18 protein-coding genes are annotated in these 16593 nt (G+C 38.8%); 14 read left to right on the forward strand and 4 right to left on the reverse strand.

What is annotated here, in order from left to right; genetic code table 11:
• Positions 1-194: 194 nt before the first annotated feature.
• Both M1D60_RS06770 and M1D60_RS06775 read right to left on the reverse strand, forming a co-directional pair.
• Positions 195-977 (reverse strand): tyrosine-protein phosphatase, encoded by a 783-nt coding sequence (locus M1D60_RS06770; protein ID WP_456278403.1) that lies wholly within the window; start codon positions 975-977, stop codon positions 195-197.
• 17 nt (positions 978-994) lie between these two features.
• Positions 995-2302 (reverse strand): MFS transporter, encoded by a 1308-nt coding sequence (locus M1D60_RS06775; RefSeq protein WP_456278404.1) that lies wholly within the window; start codon positions 2300-2302, stop codon positions 995-997.
• Positions 2303-2441: 139 nt separating this feature from the next.
• On the opposite strand from M1D60_RS06775, the gene M1D60_RS06780 reads away from it, so the two are divergent.
• From M1D60_RS06780 to M1D60_RS06815, 8 genes are all read left to right on the forward strand, one after another.
• Positions 2442-3884, forward strand: a complete 1443-nt coding sequence (locus tag M1D60_RS06780; protein ID WP_456278405.1) for an FAD-binding oxidoreductase — start codon at positions 2442-2444, stop codon at positions 3882-3884.
• Entirely contained in the window at positions 3885-4442 is a 558-nt protein-coding gene (locus tag M1D60_RS06785; protein WP_456278406.1) for an MFS transporter, read from the forward strand.
• 129 nt (positions 4443-4571) lie between these two features.
• Positions 4572-5537, forward strand: a complete 966-nt coding sequence (locus M1D60_RS06790; RefSeq protein WP_456278407.1) for an MBL fold metallo-hydrolase — start codon at positions 4572-4574, stop codon at positions 5535-5537.
• Between the two features lie 311 nt (positions 5538-5848).
• Positions 5849-6637 (forward strand): SDR family NAD(P)-dependent oxidoreductase, encoded by a 789-nt coding sequence (locus M1D60_RS06795; protein WP_456278408.1) that lies wholly within the window; start codon positions 5849-5851, stop codon positions 6635-6637.
• A 72-nt stretch (positions 6638-6709) separates the two neighbouring features.
• Complete coding sequence (locus tag M1D60_RS06800) at positions 6710-7291, forward strand: hypothetical protein (RefSeq protein WP_456278409.1); 582 nt, start codon at positions 6710-6712, stop codon at positions 7289-7291.
• 48 nt (positions 7292-7339) lie between these two features.
• Positions 7340-7873, forward strand: a complete 534-nt coding sequence (locus M1D60_RS06805; RefSeq protein WP_456278410.1) for a DUF3221 domain-containing protein — start codon at positions 7340-7342, stop codon at positions 7871-7873.
• A gap of 165 nt (positions 7874-8038) precedes the next feature.
• The gene (locus M1D60_RS06810) at positions 8039-8509 is read left to right on the forward strand and encodes a DUF2243 domain-containing protein (protein ID WP_456278411.1); all 471 of its coding nucleotides are present in this window, start codon (positions 8039-8041) and stop codon (positions 8507-8509) included.
• 3 nt (positions 8510-8512) lie between these two features.
• Positions 8513-9289, forward strand: a complete 777-nt coding sequence (locus M1D60_RS06815) for a cytochrome c oxidase assembly protein (RefSeq protein WP_456278412.1) — start codon at positions 8513-8515, stop codon at positions 9287-9289.
• Positions 9290-9318: 29 nt separating this feature from the next.
• Here M1D60_RS06815 and M1D60_RS06820 read toward each other — a convergent pair whose 3' ends face one another.
• A complete protein-coding gene (locus tag M1D60_RS06820; RefSeq protein WP_456278413.1) occupies positions 9319-9519 on the reverse strand; it encodes a YqzH family protein in 201 nt (66 codons plus the stop codon).
• A gap of 173 nt (positions 9520-9692) precedes the next feature.
• On the opposite strand from M1D60_RS06820, the gene M1D60_RS06825 reads away from it, so the two are divergent.
• The 6 genes from M1D60_RS06825 to M1D60_RS06850 all read left to right on the forward strand — a co-directional run bounded on the left by M1D60_RS06825 (position 9693) and on the right by M1D60_RS06850 (position 14574).
• A complete protein-coding gene (locus M1D60_RS06825) occupies positions 9693-10949 on the forward strand; it encodes a DNA polymerase IV (protein ID WP_456278414.1) in 1257 nt (418 codons plus the stop codon).
• A gap of 14 nt (positions 10950-10963) precedes the next feature.
• A complete protein-coding gene (locus M1D60_RS06830; RefSeq protein WP_456278415.1) occupies positions 10964-11290 on the forward strand; it encodes a YolD-like family protein in 327 nt (108 codons plus the stop codon).
• Between the two features lie 125 nt (positions 11291-11415).
• Positions 11416-11940 carry an HD domain-containing protein gene (locus M1D60_RS06835; RefSeq protein WP_456278416.1) on the forward strand — a complete coding sequence of 175 codons (525 nt, stop codon included), beginning with the start codon at positions 11416-11418 and terminating at the stop codon, positions 11938-11940.
• 107 nt (positions 11941-12047) lie between these two features.
• Entirely contained in the window at positions 12048-12599 is a 552-nt protein-coding gene (locus tag M1D60_RS06840; protein ID WP_456278417.1) for a DUF3231 family protein, read from the forward strand.
• Between the two features lie 811 nt (positions 12600-13410).
• Positions 13411-14295: a PhzF family phenazine biosynthesis protein gene (locus tag M1D60_RS06845; protein ID WP_456278418.1), complete on the forward strand. Its 885-nt coding sequence runs from the start codon at positions 13411-13413 to the stop codon at positions 14293-14295.
• Positions 14296-14436: 141 nt separating this feature from the next.
• Positions 14437-14574, forward strand: a complete 138-nt coding sequence (locus M1D60_RS06850) for a hypothetical protein (protein ID WP_456278419.1) — start codon at positions 14437-14439, stop codon at positions 14572-14574.
• 301 nt (positions 14575-14875) lie between these two features.
• Here M1D60_RS06850 and M1D60_RS06855 read toward each other — a convergent pair whose 3' ends face one another.
• Entirely contained in the window at positions 14876-16492 is a 1617-nt protein-coding gene (locus M1D60_RS06855) for an outer membrane protein assembly factor BamB family protein (protein WP_456278420.1), read from the reverse strand.
• Positions 16493-16593 lie beyond the last annotated feature (101 nt).

Genomic DNA, 16593 nt, shown 5'->3' on the forward strand with positions numbered 1-16593 from the left:
CTATATTTGGTCCATTGATTTACGCTACAGCCACTCGCTTTCCGCGGGGAGGGACGTGAGCCTCCTCGCCTTCGCCTGCGGGGTCTCACGCTTCCCTCTATCTCCCGCAGGAGTCGAGTGCCTTTCGCTACAATCAACTCTATGCTTTAACAAAGTCAAATGACAATAATCTTTTCGAAAAGAGACTTTTATTATTAATCAAGAACAAGCTTTCTTAGTTGATTAAGTGTTCCTTTTTCAATCCCGCATCCTTTTATTAGGTAATTCTCAACTGTACCATATTGAGTAAAGATGGGCTGGAAAATATCATCTAAGTAGTCTCGTTCCACGATTAATATAGGCTTAATTTGTTCTTTTGTCACCCTGAAAAAACTAAGCAATTGAATGAATTGTGCTACCTTATCCATTCTTGGTCCTATTAGCTCATTGGAGTAAAGATAGTGTTCGATCACTTGTTCATATTCGACACCGACTACAAGTTGAATGAGAGCTGTTATAAAGCCAGTTCGATCCTTGCCACCGGTACAATGAATCAAGGCAGGGCTATTTTCTGAAGAGGACAACTGCTCGAATACTCGTTTAATCTCAGCATGGCGTTCGGTAGCCATTCCATGATAAAAGTCCTTCATGATTTTATGGAAATCTAACTCCTTTGATTTAATCAGCATTTTCATAAATTCAAGGTGAGTATAATTCTGTGACTGATCATGAATGGAAATAGGTTCTGTTGTAATGGTTGACTTTGTAGGAAGTCGGTCTGGCTTTGACTTTCTTTCATTGTCAGTCCGGAGATCACAAATATATTGAATCCCTAACTTATGAAGTTGTTCTAAATCCTTTATAGTGAGCTTAGATAGCTCATCAGAACGGTAGATGAGACCACGCTTTATCCGGCGGTTCTCCTTAGTCTTTAATCCACCTATATCTCTAAAATTATAGGCTTTTTCAAATACGATGTGCTCATTCTTTATAGCCATATTATTCTTCCTCCGTACTATTGTATAGATTGATTGTTTGTTTTGGTATGATTTGTCGAATAAATACTTGGTAACATGTAGCTACAGTAGGCAGCAGCTACTAGTAAAATAATAGAGTAGATAAAGGTGCTACTATAGCCACCTGTTAGGTCAAAGAAAACACCAGGTAAATAAGCACCGAGTGCCGATCCAATTTGATGGCTTAAGAATAGCCAGCCTACAATCGCACCTACTGATAGATTTTTAAAATATTCAGTTGCAAGTTTAATAGTCGGAGCAACTGTTGCAAAATCGACGATTCCAAAACTAATGGCAAATAAAAGTAATAGGTAAGACTTATTTAAGAAAAAACCAAATGCAGTCGTGTTATAAATAATAAGTAACAGAATAACGATCGTAAGGGCACGGCATCCATATAAAAAGGTGAGCATGTTTTTACAGTTAAATCGATCAGATAAATAACCAGAGTATATCGTTCCAAATATATTAAATCCTGCCAATAAGCTCACAGCAGCTCCTGCAACGACGGGTGTAATCCCGCAATATTGTGCAAATGGGATTAGATGTGTATCAATTAATCCACTAGTGGTGACCCCACAAACGAAAAAGGGAAATAGTAGAAACAGAAATTGTTTTTTCTTTAGTAACATAAAAATGGATACCTGTTTTCCAGAAGTAGTTGATTTGGTAGGTTCCTCTATTCTTTCTTCTACCGTTCCGCCTAAAGGAGAAGTGTCCTTTTCAGAAGGATGAGTTCTTAAGAAAATATACAATAATGGAAAAACAATAAAGGTTAAGAAGGCTCCAAGAACGAGTACCGTTGACTTCCATCCAAGCTGAGTAATAAGTAATAAGGAAAGTGGAACTAGTAATAGCTGTCCACCTGCTGAACCGGCTGTCATAAGTCCAATCGCAAACCCTTTCTTCTCAACAAACCAGTTGGTTATAGCTACCGAACCAGCTACATTAGATGCCCCGCCAAATCCTATCGAGGCAATCACTCCATAGATCAGCATGAGCTGCCATGGACTTGAGGTGAAAAAGGTAGCTATGGTTGATATCCCTATTAATAACACACTAAATGAGAAAATAATCCGAACACCATATCGATCAATGAGTCCTCCAATAAATGGCTGAGAGAAGCCATAAACTAGATAACTAATGAGTGCAATAAGGGAAATGGTTCCTCGACTTGTAGCAAATTCCCCTTCCCATGGTTGTATAAATGCTCCAAACGACAGTCGAACTCCTTGTGCAGATAATAAAGCAAGAAACGACAGTGCTAAAATAATCCACGCGTAATGAATGTAACCGACTTTTCTCATAAGGCACCTTCTTATATTTTAATCCTATCCTGTAAAGATTAGCAGGTTTAAAGAATGATATTCTTCCTGTATCATATCAATAAATTAGTAAAAATTGTATAATCCAAATAAAGAATAAATTTTGTCTGGGGAGTCACGAATGAAGAGACTATTGGTCTGTCTAATTGTAATGGGGTATATTGTTGCATTTTGCTTTTCCATTATAAAACCAGAAAACGAGACTTCTTCGCCATCGTTGATCGAGGATGTAAGCGGTCTTATGCCAGTAAAGGTCAATCAGGTTGTAAATGGAAAGGAAGAAGAATCTATAAAACAAGTAATCAAGGACGCTAACAATCGAGATATGAAGGTATCGATTGCGGGAAAACGCCATAGTATGGGTGGCCATACGTATTATAATGATGGGATTGTCCTAGATATGACGACGTACAACAAAATTCTTGAATTCGATCCTGAAGCGAAAACGATTACCGTTCAAAGTGGTGCAACCTGGGATGATATTCAAAAACATATCAATCCGTATGGACTAGCCGTAAAAGTCATGCAATCTCAAAATATTTTCACAGTCGGAGGCTCTATAAGTGTTAATGCTCATGGAAGAGATATCCGATATGGTTCTTTAATAGATACGGTTCGCTCTTTTCGTCTTTTACAAGCGAACGGGGAAATTATCCATGTAAGTCGGGAAGAAAATTCTGAGTTATTTTATCTGGTCAATGGAGGTTATGGACTGTTTGGAGTGATCCTAGATGTGGAGCTTGAATTAACAGAGGATGAACTTTATACAACAGAAACCAAAGAACTACATTACGATGAGTTCACCGACTATTTTAAAAAGGAAGTACTTGAAAATGACCAAGTCAGAATGCATTTATCGCGTATTTCCACTTCTCCTGAGCATTTCTTGAAGGAAATGTATGTCACTAATTATGTGTTAGCTGAGGACCAATCAAGTGAAGGATTAGCGAAGCATAGTGAATTGAAAAATGACCGAATGACATGGTTAACTAAGTTTTTGCTAGGTCTTTCTAGAAGCTATGATTGGGGCAAGACGATGCTTTGGGATATGCAAAAAGCTTATTTTTTACAAACAAATGGCAGCTTAGTCACGCGTAATAATGTCATGAGATCGGAGTCAAAGTTTTTAGAATATGAAAATGAATCAGATACAGATGTTCTTCAAGAATATTTTGTTCCGATTGATCAGTTTGCTGATTATATGGATGAGTTACGAAAGACCCTTACTCACGAGGATTTCAACTTAGTCAATATAACGATTCGATATGTACAAGAGGATGAAACGGCCGTATTATCCTATGCGAAGGATGATATGTTCGCTCTTGTTTTACTAATTAATCAGGGATTATCGATGGAAGATCAAGAAGCTACCAAGCATGTTGTTCGCAAAATGATCGATGTGACCTTAAAGCATGATGGCAGCTACTACCTTCCTTATATGCCTTATCCGACAAAGGAGCAAATGAAAACCGCTTATCCCCATACGGATGAATTTTTTATAAAGAAGAAATTGTATGATCCTGATGAACGGTTTTATAACTATTTTTATGAGGAGTATAAATAAATGAATGAAAAGAGACTAAGACTGTTAGTGTTCTCTCAAAGCATTACCTTCTTTGCAAGTAGCTTAATTTTTCCTTTTTATATTCTCTTTCTAAAAAACGTAGGGACTTCTTTTACTGCTTTCGGATTATCATATGGACTTTTTGGATTAAGCTCGGCATTTGTCTATCTCCTATTAGGAAAAGTATCGGGGTTTATGGAAAATCGTTATTTATTGTTAATCAATAGCTGGGGAATGGCTTTCATCTTGCTCACTTTTCCGCATGTAACAAGTGTAATTCAGGTATTTACGATCCAGGTTTTTTTAGGCGTTTTAGGAGCCTGCCAAAAGCACGGTGAAAAAATGTTGCTTGCTACCTATACAGACTCAGGAAACCGAGGGGGCAAAATGGGTCATTATCACTTTTGGACGGCCCTGTTTTCTTCCATTGCGATTATTTCTGCAGGATTTCTAGCTGACTACTTTACCATTGATCTCATTTTTTATAGCAGTTCGTTTCTTTACTTTATAAGTGGATTTTTAATTCTTCCTAAGAATCGGAAAGTTACTAGCCTATAATGTTTGGGTAATTCGTTCAATTCCCATCTAATTTCTGAATAATTATTTGAAAATAATGACAAAAGAATGTTTAAACGTTATCCTTATAGTTAGAGAGTCATTTTTAGAAGATAGCTGGAGGGATTACATATGCAAGAGGTCCTAGTGAACCCCTGTGAGATTTATTGTATATCGCTACCCACCCCTTTTCCTGTGGGTGACGTGAATGTACATCTTGTTAAATCTGAAAAGCTTACGCTAGTTGATGCAGGGGTTAAGACAATGGAAGCGTGGAACCACTTTACTAAAGAGTTAGGAAAGCTGGGGTTTACTCCTAATGATATAGAACAGATTGTTATCACCCATCATCATCCTGATCATGTAGGAATGCTAGACTATTTTCCTGAACATATACCAGTTTATGGACATCGTTTTAATCAACCTTGGATTTCTAAGGATTCAGTGTTTTTTGAGCGTCATGATCTGTTTTTTTATGATTTACTTGTAAAGCTCGGTTTAAGTGAAATGTTTTTGCCAAAAGTGAATAAGTTAAGGGAGACATTGGCTTATAGTTGTAACCGTTCTCTTTCTCATCAAATTAATGAGGGAGATTCAATACCGGGACTACCCGGGTGGACCGTTATCGAAACCCCGGGACATGCCCAAAGTCATATTGCACTTTTTCATGAAGAAAGTCAGGTTTTACTCGGTGGTGATTTATTACTCGGTCACATTTCCTCAAATCCGTTAATTGAACCTCCAATGGAGGGCGAGGAACGACCGAAAACCTTATTGCAATATAATAAATCTTTGAGGCGGATTTCTGATTTACATGTTCGTACTGTATATCCAGGTCACGGAGAAGTGGTTACTAATGTATCAACGCTTGTCATAGAACGACTACATAAACAGGAAAAGCGCGCCGAAATAGTTTTAGAGATGGTAAAAGAGAAGCCATTAACGGCCATACAGGTTTGTCAGCAGCTGTTCCCACAAATTTATAAAAAGGAAATTGTCCTAACCTTGTCTGAAACCATTGGTCAGCTTGACTACCTAATAGAAGAAGGTCACATTAAACGAAAAACCGAAAACGGACAATGGCTGTTTTATATATAAGTTTATGCAGCGATTATATGAAAAAACAGTCTTATATTAACATCACTCAAGGACACAAGGCTATTAGTTGCATCCAGGACTTTACTTAGGTTAGTCAAGTTTTTTATGCAAAGCTTTGTTAAAGTAAAATGTTGATTTTAGCAGAGTTGATTGTAGTGGAAGGACGCGAGACTCCTGCGGGAGCAGCGTGACAGGTGAGACCCCGCAGGCGCATGCCGAGGAGGCTCACCGCACGCCCCGCGGAAAGCGAGTGTCCTGTAACGAAAATCAACACTACGGTAACACAGCTTTATGAAAAGGTGGAGTAATCAATGAAATTGAACGGTAAAAATGTAGTAATCACCGGGGCTTCAAGTGGAATTGGGGAGAGATTGGCCTATAAGGTAGCAGAATATGGTGGTACTCCTATTCTTCTTGCTCGAAATGTGGAAAAACTACAAAGTATTTCACAATCAATTGAACAGAAGTATTTACTTTCATGTCCGTTTTATCAACTCGATGTTCAAGATCTCGAGAAAGTGAATCAAACCTTCCAAAGCATGTTAGAAGATAGAGAAACCGTTCATATATTAGTCAATAATGCAGGCTTTGGCATATTTGATGAAGTAGTTGATATTAATTTACAAGAAATGAAGGATATGTTTGAAGTGAATGTCTTTGGTTTAATTGCTTGTACGAAAGCAGTGCTCCCGTCTATGCTTCGTAATAAGGAAGGTCATATCATTAATGTTGCCTCTCAAGCGGGGAAACTTGCGACACCGAAGTCCAGTGTTTACTCGGCAACTAAGCATGCTGTTTTAGGCTTTACCAATAGCCTTCGAATGGAATTGAAGGAGTCGAATGTGTTTGTGACGGCTGTCAATCCAGGACCAATCCGTACGAAGTTCTTTGATATTGCTGATAAAACAGGTGGCTATCAAAAGAACGTGGAACGCTTTATGCTGGACCCGGATGTTGTGGCTGAGAAAATAATCGACGCCATGTACACTTCTACTCGAGAAGTGAATGTACCTGGCTGGATGAGTGCAGCTAGTAAATTTTCGCAAGTATTTCCAGAAATAGTGGAAAAGGTAGGCGGAAAAGCATTTTTTAAGAAGTAGTTAATAAGGTAATTCCTTTACGCACGAGTAATTCCGTGCGTTTTTTAGTACTTGATAAAGTGGGGGGACTGAATGCAAATTGTAGGACGAATCGTGATGATGAGTATTTATTTGGTTCTTTTCATATCCTCTACTGCTTGGGCTGCTGCCGATCCAATAGAGGTAGAAGAAATGAAAAGGAATGCCCCTGTTCAATTGATTGGTAAGGTTGTGGAAGATGAGTTGGATCGTGACTTGACTGTTGACCAGAAATATTCTCAGATTAGAAGAATGACTTTGCAAGTTCACCAGATTATCAAGGCTCCTTATGAAATCGAAACCGTCGATGTTTTCTATACTTATATTCCAGCTTGGCAGGCTAACCAGTATGCTGGTGGTAACCGGGTTGATGTTGTAGTCGGTGATGTAATTGAGATTTGGCTCGAAACAGGAAAGGATGGTTTTGAGCCTGTCCTGGGTGGGGATACAATTGAACATCTCGCTTACGTAAAGGATCGTGTGGAACCTATCCCTGAACCAGTTTCCCATCAGGTAAGGCGTGAAGTGAATCAGTGGTTGGATACACACTTATCTACCATCGTCTTTGGTGCTTTTATGCTTTTAGTAATACTGATTATTTGGGCTCAAACTAAGAAGAATAAATCCGTTAATTAGTGTAACGTTTTGGTGCCCTGTTCGACTTATTTATTGAGGTGACTTGATATGATAAAAAGAACATTTATAGGGGTTATGATTGGGTTATTCATGTTTATCGTAAGCTGTGCGCAGAATAGCTCCAGTGATACAACTAATGAAGTTAAGGATATTACGGGTTATGTGATGACTGTAACTGGTGACATCATTTTAGTGACAGAAAAAACAGATGGCTCGCAGCCTAATGCTGCGGTGTATACGATAACCGAAGAAACGACGATTGTTTCTTCTGATGGTGAAACACTTTCAAAGACCGATCTTACAATTGGTGCAGAGGTGACAGTTTGGCATACTGGTGTAGTCCAAGAATCGTTTCCGACGCAAGCGACAGCTGCTAAAATGGTCGTTAACACAACGGAACAAGCACAAACAATTGCCAAGGCCATTCTTGTCGCAAACGACACTCTAGATTCAAACGAAACATGGTGGGTAAAGTCCGTTGAGGAAAAAGAGAACATGTACCATATTACATTTTCAGTACTGATGGGTGAGGAAGATCCTATTATGGTGAAAGTGAATCAGGATTTTCAGGTTGTTGAGTAATTTGAACCTGTTAGGAGCATTTTATTTTTTTTACAAGGAAAAAGGTCGATCGGTCTTTTTCTTTTTTTGTCCGTTTTTCTACCCCCTTGGTTATCCTTTTCTGTTCTTGGATACACTGGATTTTAGAATCTAGAGTGTGTTACTAAATAAAAGGACGTGGAAACTATGGGGAGTGAGGTAATTAGTCAATCTCATTCGAACTTCTTGTCTCGGAATTTGTGGTCGGGAGTTTTATTTGGTCTTGGACTAGCAGCATTTATAGACGAAACCGTGTTTCACCAGCTTCTACATTGGCATCACTTTTATGACAAATCTACATCTGACATAGGATTAGTTTCAGATGGATTTTTTCATGCTTTTAGCTGGTTCGCAACCATTGGTGGCTTGTTTATGGTTGCAGATCTCAGGCGACGATCTGCTTTTTTACTAAAGCGGTGGTCGGGTGGTTTATTGCTTGGGGCCGGTGGGTTTCAGCTATATGATGGAACGATTCAACATAAACTGATGAGAATTCATCAAATTCGCTATGTTGAAAATGTGTTCATCTATGATTTGATTTGGAATGCTGTTGCCATTGTCATGATTATAGCTGGAATCATCTTAGTAGTTCAATCCAAGAAGACAGCGAGGACCTAGTAAATGCATAGTCATCATCATGAAAGCTACCTTTTAGATCTGGTTTGGTTAAGTTTATTCCTTGTCCTTATTTTTACCTATCTCTTTGTCGCGTCTAGCTTTAAACGGTGGCCCGTTTATCGTTCCGTATTTGGAGTAATAGGTATTCTTAGTATCGCCGTGTCAGTCATTGGACCGTTAGCCAGTATTGCTCATACCAACTTTACTTATCATATGCTTACGCATTTACTACTCGGAATGTGGGCTCCTCTCATGCTTGTACTATCTACCCCTATGACCTTTCTGTTTCGGGTGCTACCTGTGAAAGGAGCACGTCGTCTTTCTGGTTTTCTGAAAACCCAACCAATTCGTTTCATTACAGATCCTTTCGTTGCATCCATTCTTAATATAGGGGGTCTTTGGCTTCTGTATACAACGAACCTATATGAAAAAATGCACGAAAGCATGCTCATGTATGTGTTCATTCACATACATGTTTCCCTTGCAGGGCTTCTATTTACGATGTCATTGGTCTCTATGGACCCAAACCATCATCAGACTAAGTTCCTCTACCGTGCGGTCATATTCGTAGTGGCACTTGCTAGTCATAGCATCTTAGCCAAATATATATACGCCCACCCTCCAATTGGGGTTCCTTTGGCTGAAGCTGAAGCTGGAGGGATGCTCATGTATTATGGAGGTGCTTTTATTGATAGTATATTGATTTTCATTTTTTGTTATCAATGGTTTTATGCCACTCGTCCTCGAGTTGGGCAGATAGAAAAACGAGAGATCATCTAAAGAGCCAGGATTTTGTCTCCTGGCTTTTGTCATTCTTCATTATTTGTCAAATATCCATACACAACATCCTCGATGATCTCATGTAGGTCACCTTTACTGCTCTTATAAATAGTTAAAACTCGCTCGTATAAATAACTATAGTCATTTTCAGATAAAGGAATTGACTCGTCTGTATGCTGATACTGATATAAGCAGTTTCGAATCATCTTTTCAATCAATGGTTTTTCCATATGGACAGCCTCCTGCTATATTCAATCCAGTTATACTATGTCCTCTCTGCTTTTTCAATGTCAAAAGATGATGGCTCCTGAAATTACCATTTGAAAACGAACGTATATTCGCTTAAAATATGGAATATAATAAAAATACGAACGTATATTCTTTTTTTCGTGGAGGAGTAGTAATGGATTACAGTCAATTTCCGTATGAGCGAATTCTTTGTGTTGATATGAAAAGCTTCTATGCTAGCTGTTCTGCGGTGATGCTGGGGCTGGATCCACTAACATGCTATTTAGCTGTTGTGGGAGATACTGAACGTCAGGGGAGTATTGTTTTAGCTGCATCTCCTAAGATGAAGGCAGAATTTGGAATTAAGACGGGCTCAAGGCTTTTTGAAATACCTAAGGATCCACGCATTCAAGTGGTCAATCCTAAAATGGCTACATATGTAAGGATTTCGACAGAGATTACGAAGCTCTTTCATCGCTATGTTCCAAAGGAGGCAATCCATACCTATAGTATTGACGAAAGCTTTCTAAAGGTTGACGGGGTGGAGAAGCTTTGGGGAGATGCGATTACAATCGCTCAAAAAATCCGACGTGATATTCAAACAGAGTTTGGCCTTCCTTGTGCAATTGGAATAGGACCTAACATGCTATTGTCAAAGTTGTGCTTAGATTTGGATGCAAAGAACAAAGGGATTGCTGAATGGACCTTTGAGGATGTTCAAACAAAGCTATGGCCACTTTCTCCACTAAGTAAAATGTGGGGAATTGGGAGCCGGGTAGAACGAACATTAAATCGAATGGGGATTTTCTCAATTGGACAGCTTGCTAACTATCCACTTGACCGACTAGAGAAAAAGTTCGGTGTTATGGGAAATCAGCTTTATTATCATGCACACGGGGTGGATCTATCAGATATTGGTGCTCCGATTATGGAGGGTCAAGTCAGCTTTGGTAAGAGTCAAATATTGCTCCGTGATTACCCAGATCCAAACGAAGTAAAGCACGTCATTTTAGAAATCTGTGAAGAGGTAGGAAGAAGGGCTCGTCAGCATGGGAAGGCTGGTAGAACAGTTAGCCTGGGGATTGGTTATAGTAAGGATGAATTTGGTGGTGGCTTTCATCGTTCTAGAAGTATAGATGAACCGACTAATATTACACTAGACCTTTACAATGTCTGTCTCGAGCTATTTAAGGAGCACTATCAAGGAAGAACCGTACGGAAGATCTCCGTTACGCTCTCCAATATTGTCGAGGATAACGAACTGCAATTGAGCTTATTTTCGAGTAACAAGCCAAAGCAGCGAGCATTAGGCTATACGATGGATGCGATTCGTGCGAAATATGGTTCTGCTTCTATTTTACGAGCCGTTTCCTACACAGACGCAGGAACAGCTAGGCATAGAAGTAAGCTTGTTGGAGGGCATAAAGGATAAAGGAGCGGATAACGATGATTCGAGATCGTGGGAACATCAAGTGGACGGCGATGATGCTTCCAGAGCATGTAAAGCTTTTACGAGACTGGGCAAAAGAGGATGAGTATGAAACGAAGCCTGAGCTAGACGAGCAAAAATTAGAGCAAATGAATGAAGTAATTTGCGAAGCAATGGCTCATGGTGCAGAGCTCTCCATTACGTACTTTGATCAGGTACACCATAAAACAGTGAGAGGCACCATTCATTATGTCGATGAAATGAACCAAAGGCTACGGGTTGTTTCAAAGGAAGGGACAGTCATTCAAATTCCATTTCATTCAATAGTGGAAGTAATAGGTTGATTTAAGGAACACTCAATAACTATTGGGTGTTTTCATCATTTTTACTGATTTTAGAAGAAGTAAATTGCTTTACAATGGTAAAAATGATAACATATCGATAATTTAACTAAAAAGGAGGAATCAGAATGAGAGAGGTTACATTAAAAGATATTTATCTTCATCCGATTACACAAAAGTATGTCAGAAGGTCTGGCATGGCGCATGCGATATCAGTAGCTTATCATTCATTCCGCCTTGCTTTACAATACAATGCAAATCCCGACTGGGCGGCTAAAGCAGGATTTCTACATGATATTGGCCATTATAAATGGTATAAGGACGGGGAGTGGGATTACCAGCAATACCGTGATTGTGACATCCATCCGATTAAGGGAGCTGAGCGAGCGCATAAGCTATTAGTTCGCTTAGGTGAGGATCGCCAGGCCGCAAAGGAAATTGCCCACGCCATTCTATATCACACCGACTCAGCACTTCCAGAGGGACAATTCAAATTTAACTCCTTGCAAAAAATAGTCCATTTAGCCGATGAAAAAGATAAAAAACCAGGTGATCAGCATCATTATTCAAAAATGGATCGACAAAAGGAAATTGCACTAATTGAAAAGCTGGATCAGGAAATCGACCGATCGTTGTTAAAATTAGGAATGTAAAAAGCAGATAGGAACTCCTTGATAAGGGCAAAATGTAGTGGATATGATTTAAATTTCCATACATATCTCCTAGTCTTTTGAAGAAATTAACGTCAAGGAGGTTAGAAATGACAAATCCATTTGAAGCAGTATTAACTACACTAAGAACAGCCATCGATACGACGAATGAACCGAAATCACCTCTACATGTTATTGAGGTAGGAGACTGCTGGAAATATGTAACGACACTTGAAGAATATATTCGTTATGAGGAAGTGGCATTAAACACCACTACAGATGATGAACTGATTGAAATGGTGAACGATGCCCTTCGATTATGTGAGTCACAGGTAAAGAGATTAAGCACATTTATGAGGGAGGAGGGCATCTCGTTACCTGATGTAACATCAGCAAAGCCTAAATCGGAGTCAAAGAGTATTCCCCTAGGAGTAAAGCTAACAGATGATGAAATTGCAAACGGGATTATGGCTAAACTAGTAATGGGTCTAACACTATGCTCGAAAGGCCAAGCTGATTCTATTCGAAATGATGTAGGGAAGATTTGGTTAGAGTTCTACCTAGAATGGTCTACATTTGGTGCAACCTTAAAACAGCTAGCAAGGAAACGAGGTTGGATTAAAGTGCCTCCCTATTATTATCCTCCAGGTTCACCCGTATAATAAAGGAAAAACCGTCTCCTGGGTAGGCAGCTGTTCTTACCTAAACGAGAGTCGGTTTTTATTTATGGTTAATATTCAAAAATAAACAGTTCCTAATTATTCTTCATCGTTAATTTCTCCATCTCCAATCTCATCCTCACCAGGTGCATCATCACAAGCAACTAAAGAAGTCGCAAGAGAAATAGCTAACATAATGGTCAACAATCTTCTCAGCATACTGTTGTAATCACTCCTCTCTAAATGAACTAAAAAGTGTCCATATCTATATAGTAGGTTGTGTTTTTTTGAAAAACTTATGCAGCGCTTTAAAGCAGTGGGGGCCTGGCCCCCACTGCTTTAAAGCGATAAAATGTTCTTATTTAAAGGATGAAATTATATATTGTTAAAAAGGGATCTCCAAACGGACACTTGTGATTAGTTGGGAGGAGTTGACAATAATATGTTGGAACTAAAAAATACAGTAGACACTTTAACAGTAGTAGTAAGTAATTATTACTGGAAGGTTGAGAAAGTAAATGCTGAGAATTAAAGGATCCTTCTTATGGTTGTTATGGACCTTTCTATCGACAATCATAGCCTTTGAATTCTTTTCAATAACAGTAGTTATTAGCTGCTTTATCACTGGAATTATTTTTTGTTGTAGGTCAATGGTGAAGGAGAATATAAGGAATGAACGCTAAAACCCTAGCCTAGGCTAGGGTTTTTATATGGAGGAATCGAATCGTCAATCTCATGCATGCCAAGTGAGAATTAGACATAAGGAAGACAAATAGCTAAAATTTAATTAGTAGAAAGCAAGGGAGCGACTAACATGAAAACCATTCCATATTACATTGTTGATGTATTTGCAGAAAATAAATTTGAAGGAAATCAACTAGCAGTCTTCCTCCATGCGAGCGAATTAACGGACGAGGAAATGCTTTGTATGGCAAAAGAGATGAATTTTGCAGAAGTATCATTTGTTTTGTCACAGGACGAGCTTGGTTTTAATGTCAGGATTTTTACACCGGTTGAAGAGGTTCCATTTGCGGGACACCCTTCTTTAGGAACGGCTTTTGTGATTAGACATCACGTCATTAAGCAACATGTTGATGTAATCAATTTACACTTAAAAGCAGGAGAAATCCCAGTAACGATAAATGACAAGAATACTAAGACAGAGTTGCTATGGATGAACCAGCTAAACCCAGTCTTTTTGGAAACCATCGATCCTCATGAAATTCTTGAAGTATTAAATATTGAAATGGATGATCTTGATCCCCGGTTCCCGATTCAAGAGGTTTCAACAGGTTTACCAACTCTAGTAGTACCTGTAAAAAATTTAAAAAGCTTAGAAAAGTGTCTCATTAATCGAGAGAAGTATTTTAAGCTGGTCAACAAGTTAGACGCGAAATTAATTCATGTATTTTGTCCTGAAACTTATAATCCGAAGAATCATTTAAATGTGAGAAACTTTGGTGACTATTATGGGGTTTCAGAGGAGCCTGCAACAGGAAGTGCAAATGGCTGTCTAGCAGGTTATTTAATTAAGCATAGGTATTTTGATGCTGATGAGTTTGATATACGAGTGGAGCAAGGTCGTGAAATAGGCAGGCTCGGACATCTTTATTTACAAGCACACAAGGATGGTGAAGACATCAATATTAAAGTGGGAGGAAAAGTGATTCCAGTTGCAAAAGGGGAGTTTTATATATAACTAAACACTCCATTTAAGCTTACCTGAGCCATAAGAGTATTTATCATGATTAGGAAAAAAGTAGGAAATCTATTATTTAAAATGGTTAATATTTGAAAATAGATGACTCGATAGATTAGAATCATGGTAGGAGGTGAGTGGATGAGAGAAAGAATTGGAAAACTATTAATTGGATTTGTCGCAGTTGCTATATTTATTGGATTAGCAGAGACGAACACAGAGTATGCGAACAAACAAAATCAAGAGTCAAAAGAGTCAAGGGTAGAACAAAAATTATAATATAGAACCATCTATTTATATAAAAAACCATGGTATCCGCCATGGTTTTAATTATTAAGGCTGTTTTCGTAAAGACTGTTGCTAAGCTTTGTTAAAGCACTGAGATGATTGGAGCGTAAGGCACTCGACTCCTGTGGGAGTAGCGGGACATATGGACAAAGGAATTCGCTTTGTCCTTGGTGAGACCCCGCAGGCGAAGCCGAGGAGGCTCACCGCCCGCCCCGCGGAAAGCGAGTGCCTGCAGCGGAAATCATCGGACCTAGTATAATTAATTTTTCTATAAAAATAGCCATTATTAATATTATTTAATATAGAATGCTCCTATTTGTCCACCTCTATTTGCCACGACCATCATATTTTGATAGATTGCAGGCGAAGCCTCCATGTTTGAGTTAAAAGGATAGTTAGCGATTATTTCTCCGGTAGTTCCATTGAGTACAGATATATTTCCGATTGAGTCGCACTGGATCATAAATGCTTCACCTTCTTCAGTATAGACAGGAACAGGTGATGACCAAGCATAGTTCGGCATTTCCCAGCTCCATATCTCCTCACCGGTCTGTTTATCAAGTGCAATCATAAGACCACCAGCCATTGTCTTGTAACGAGCAATTGTATAAATGACTAAATCAGAAATCTCATGCTCACCGATAACAGGAGTTGCTAATAGTCCTCCATTAACGGGATGATCACCTAGTTGACTGAGTGCAGGTATATTTTTTTGCCATAGGAGCTCACCGGTTAAACCGTTAAGCTTTCTCAGTATACTGTTTCCCGTTGTTCCTTGTTTATCAACCTGAGTGCCTGTATAAAGAACAGGAATTTCATCCATTTCTTCTACTACAAGTGAAGCATCAGTATCATCTGTTGGTCCTAGTGCCCAAACTGGTTGCATGCTCCGTAAATCAATGGCTTGTATGCTCCCACCATTATCAGAAAAGTAAACTAAATTTTTATAAGCTGCCACGGAATTTTCAATGCCTTGATAGTGATTTCCTTTAATTTTATAACGATATTTCATGGTTTCAGGGTGAATCGAAATATGTTGAGCTTCCTGATCAAAGCTTGTGTTTAGCTTCACTGTATAAAATAAACCATTTTCTCCCCCTAGGACCATCGTGTCGGTGTCTCGATTGATTAAGGGTGCCCCGTCAAATGCTCCCCAGGCACGAAAGGAGTAACCATCTGCACCTTTAATAAAATGCAAGAGAGAATGGTCTAGTAAGCTATAGATTCGGTAACCGATTTTTTGCTGACCTGTTTCCGGAATCCCTTGCCCCACATATAAAAGAGGGAATCCTCTCGAATCAATAGAAACACTTCCTTTAATAGGATTGTTAATATTAATTGGCTCCCGGCTTTCTACACCTGTTTCAAGATCGAAAAAGTATATGTGACCATCTAAGGAACCATAAATGACCTCAACAAAATTCTCCTTCTGTTTGAATTCATCTTTAATGTTCATTATTTGTTTGATTTCATCTTCCCATTTTATAATTGAAGGTTGTCCTGTCCATCCTGCTCCACCACCCCAGTTTGGACTAGCACTAGTTTGAAACTCCCATGCTTTTTCAATAGTTGTCGGACGGGCGGGAATGTTCCCATAGGAAGGAGCTGTACGAGTATGATTACCTCGGAATGTTAATACACCCTCTACTTCGGTATATACCTCAGGAAAACTTTGGAGAGGATCTAAAATAAGGTCTCCAGTTAATTCGTATGTAAGTGTAGATAAATCTTGATTTGCAACATCAACAAATGGAACCCATTCTGCTTTTAAAGGAGATTTGCTAGTTGGATTAACTTCTGAATAGGAATGATTGGCCATTTTTATTTCGTTTAAAACACTAGGACTAGACTGGCAGCCTGTTATAAATAAACAGGACAATAGGATGTAGATACCATTTTTTCTACTCAATGAATGACGTCCTCTCTAAGGTGTTGTCTCATCATCATCTATATTCATGAAGTAGATAAAAATTGTACGTTTTTATAAAGAAAATTAGGATTATATGCTCA

This window comes from Bacillus sp. AK128 (assembly GCF_053903075.1).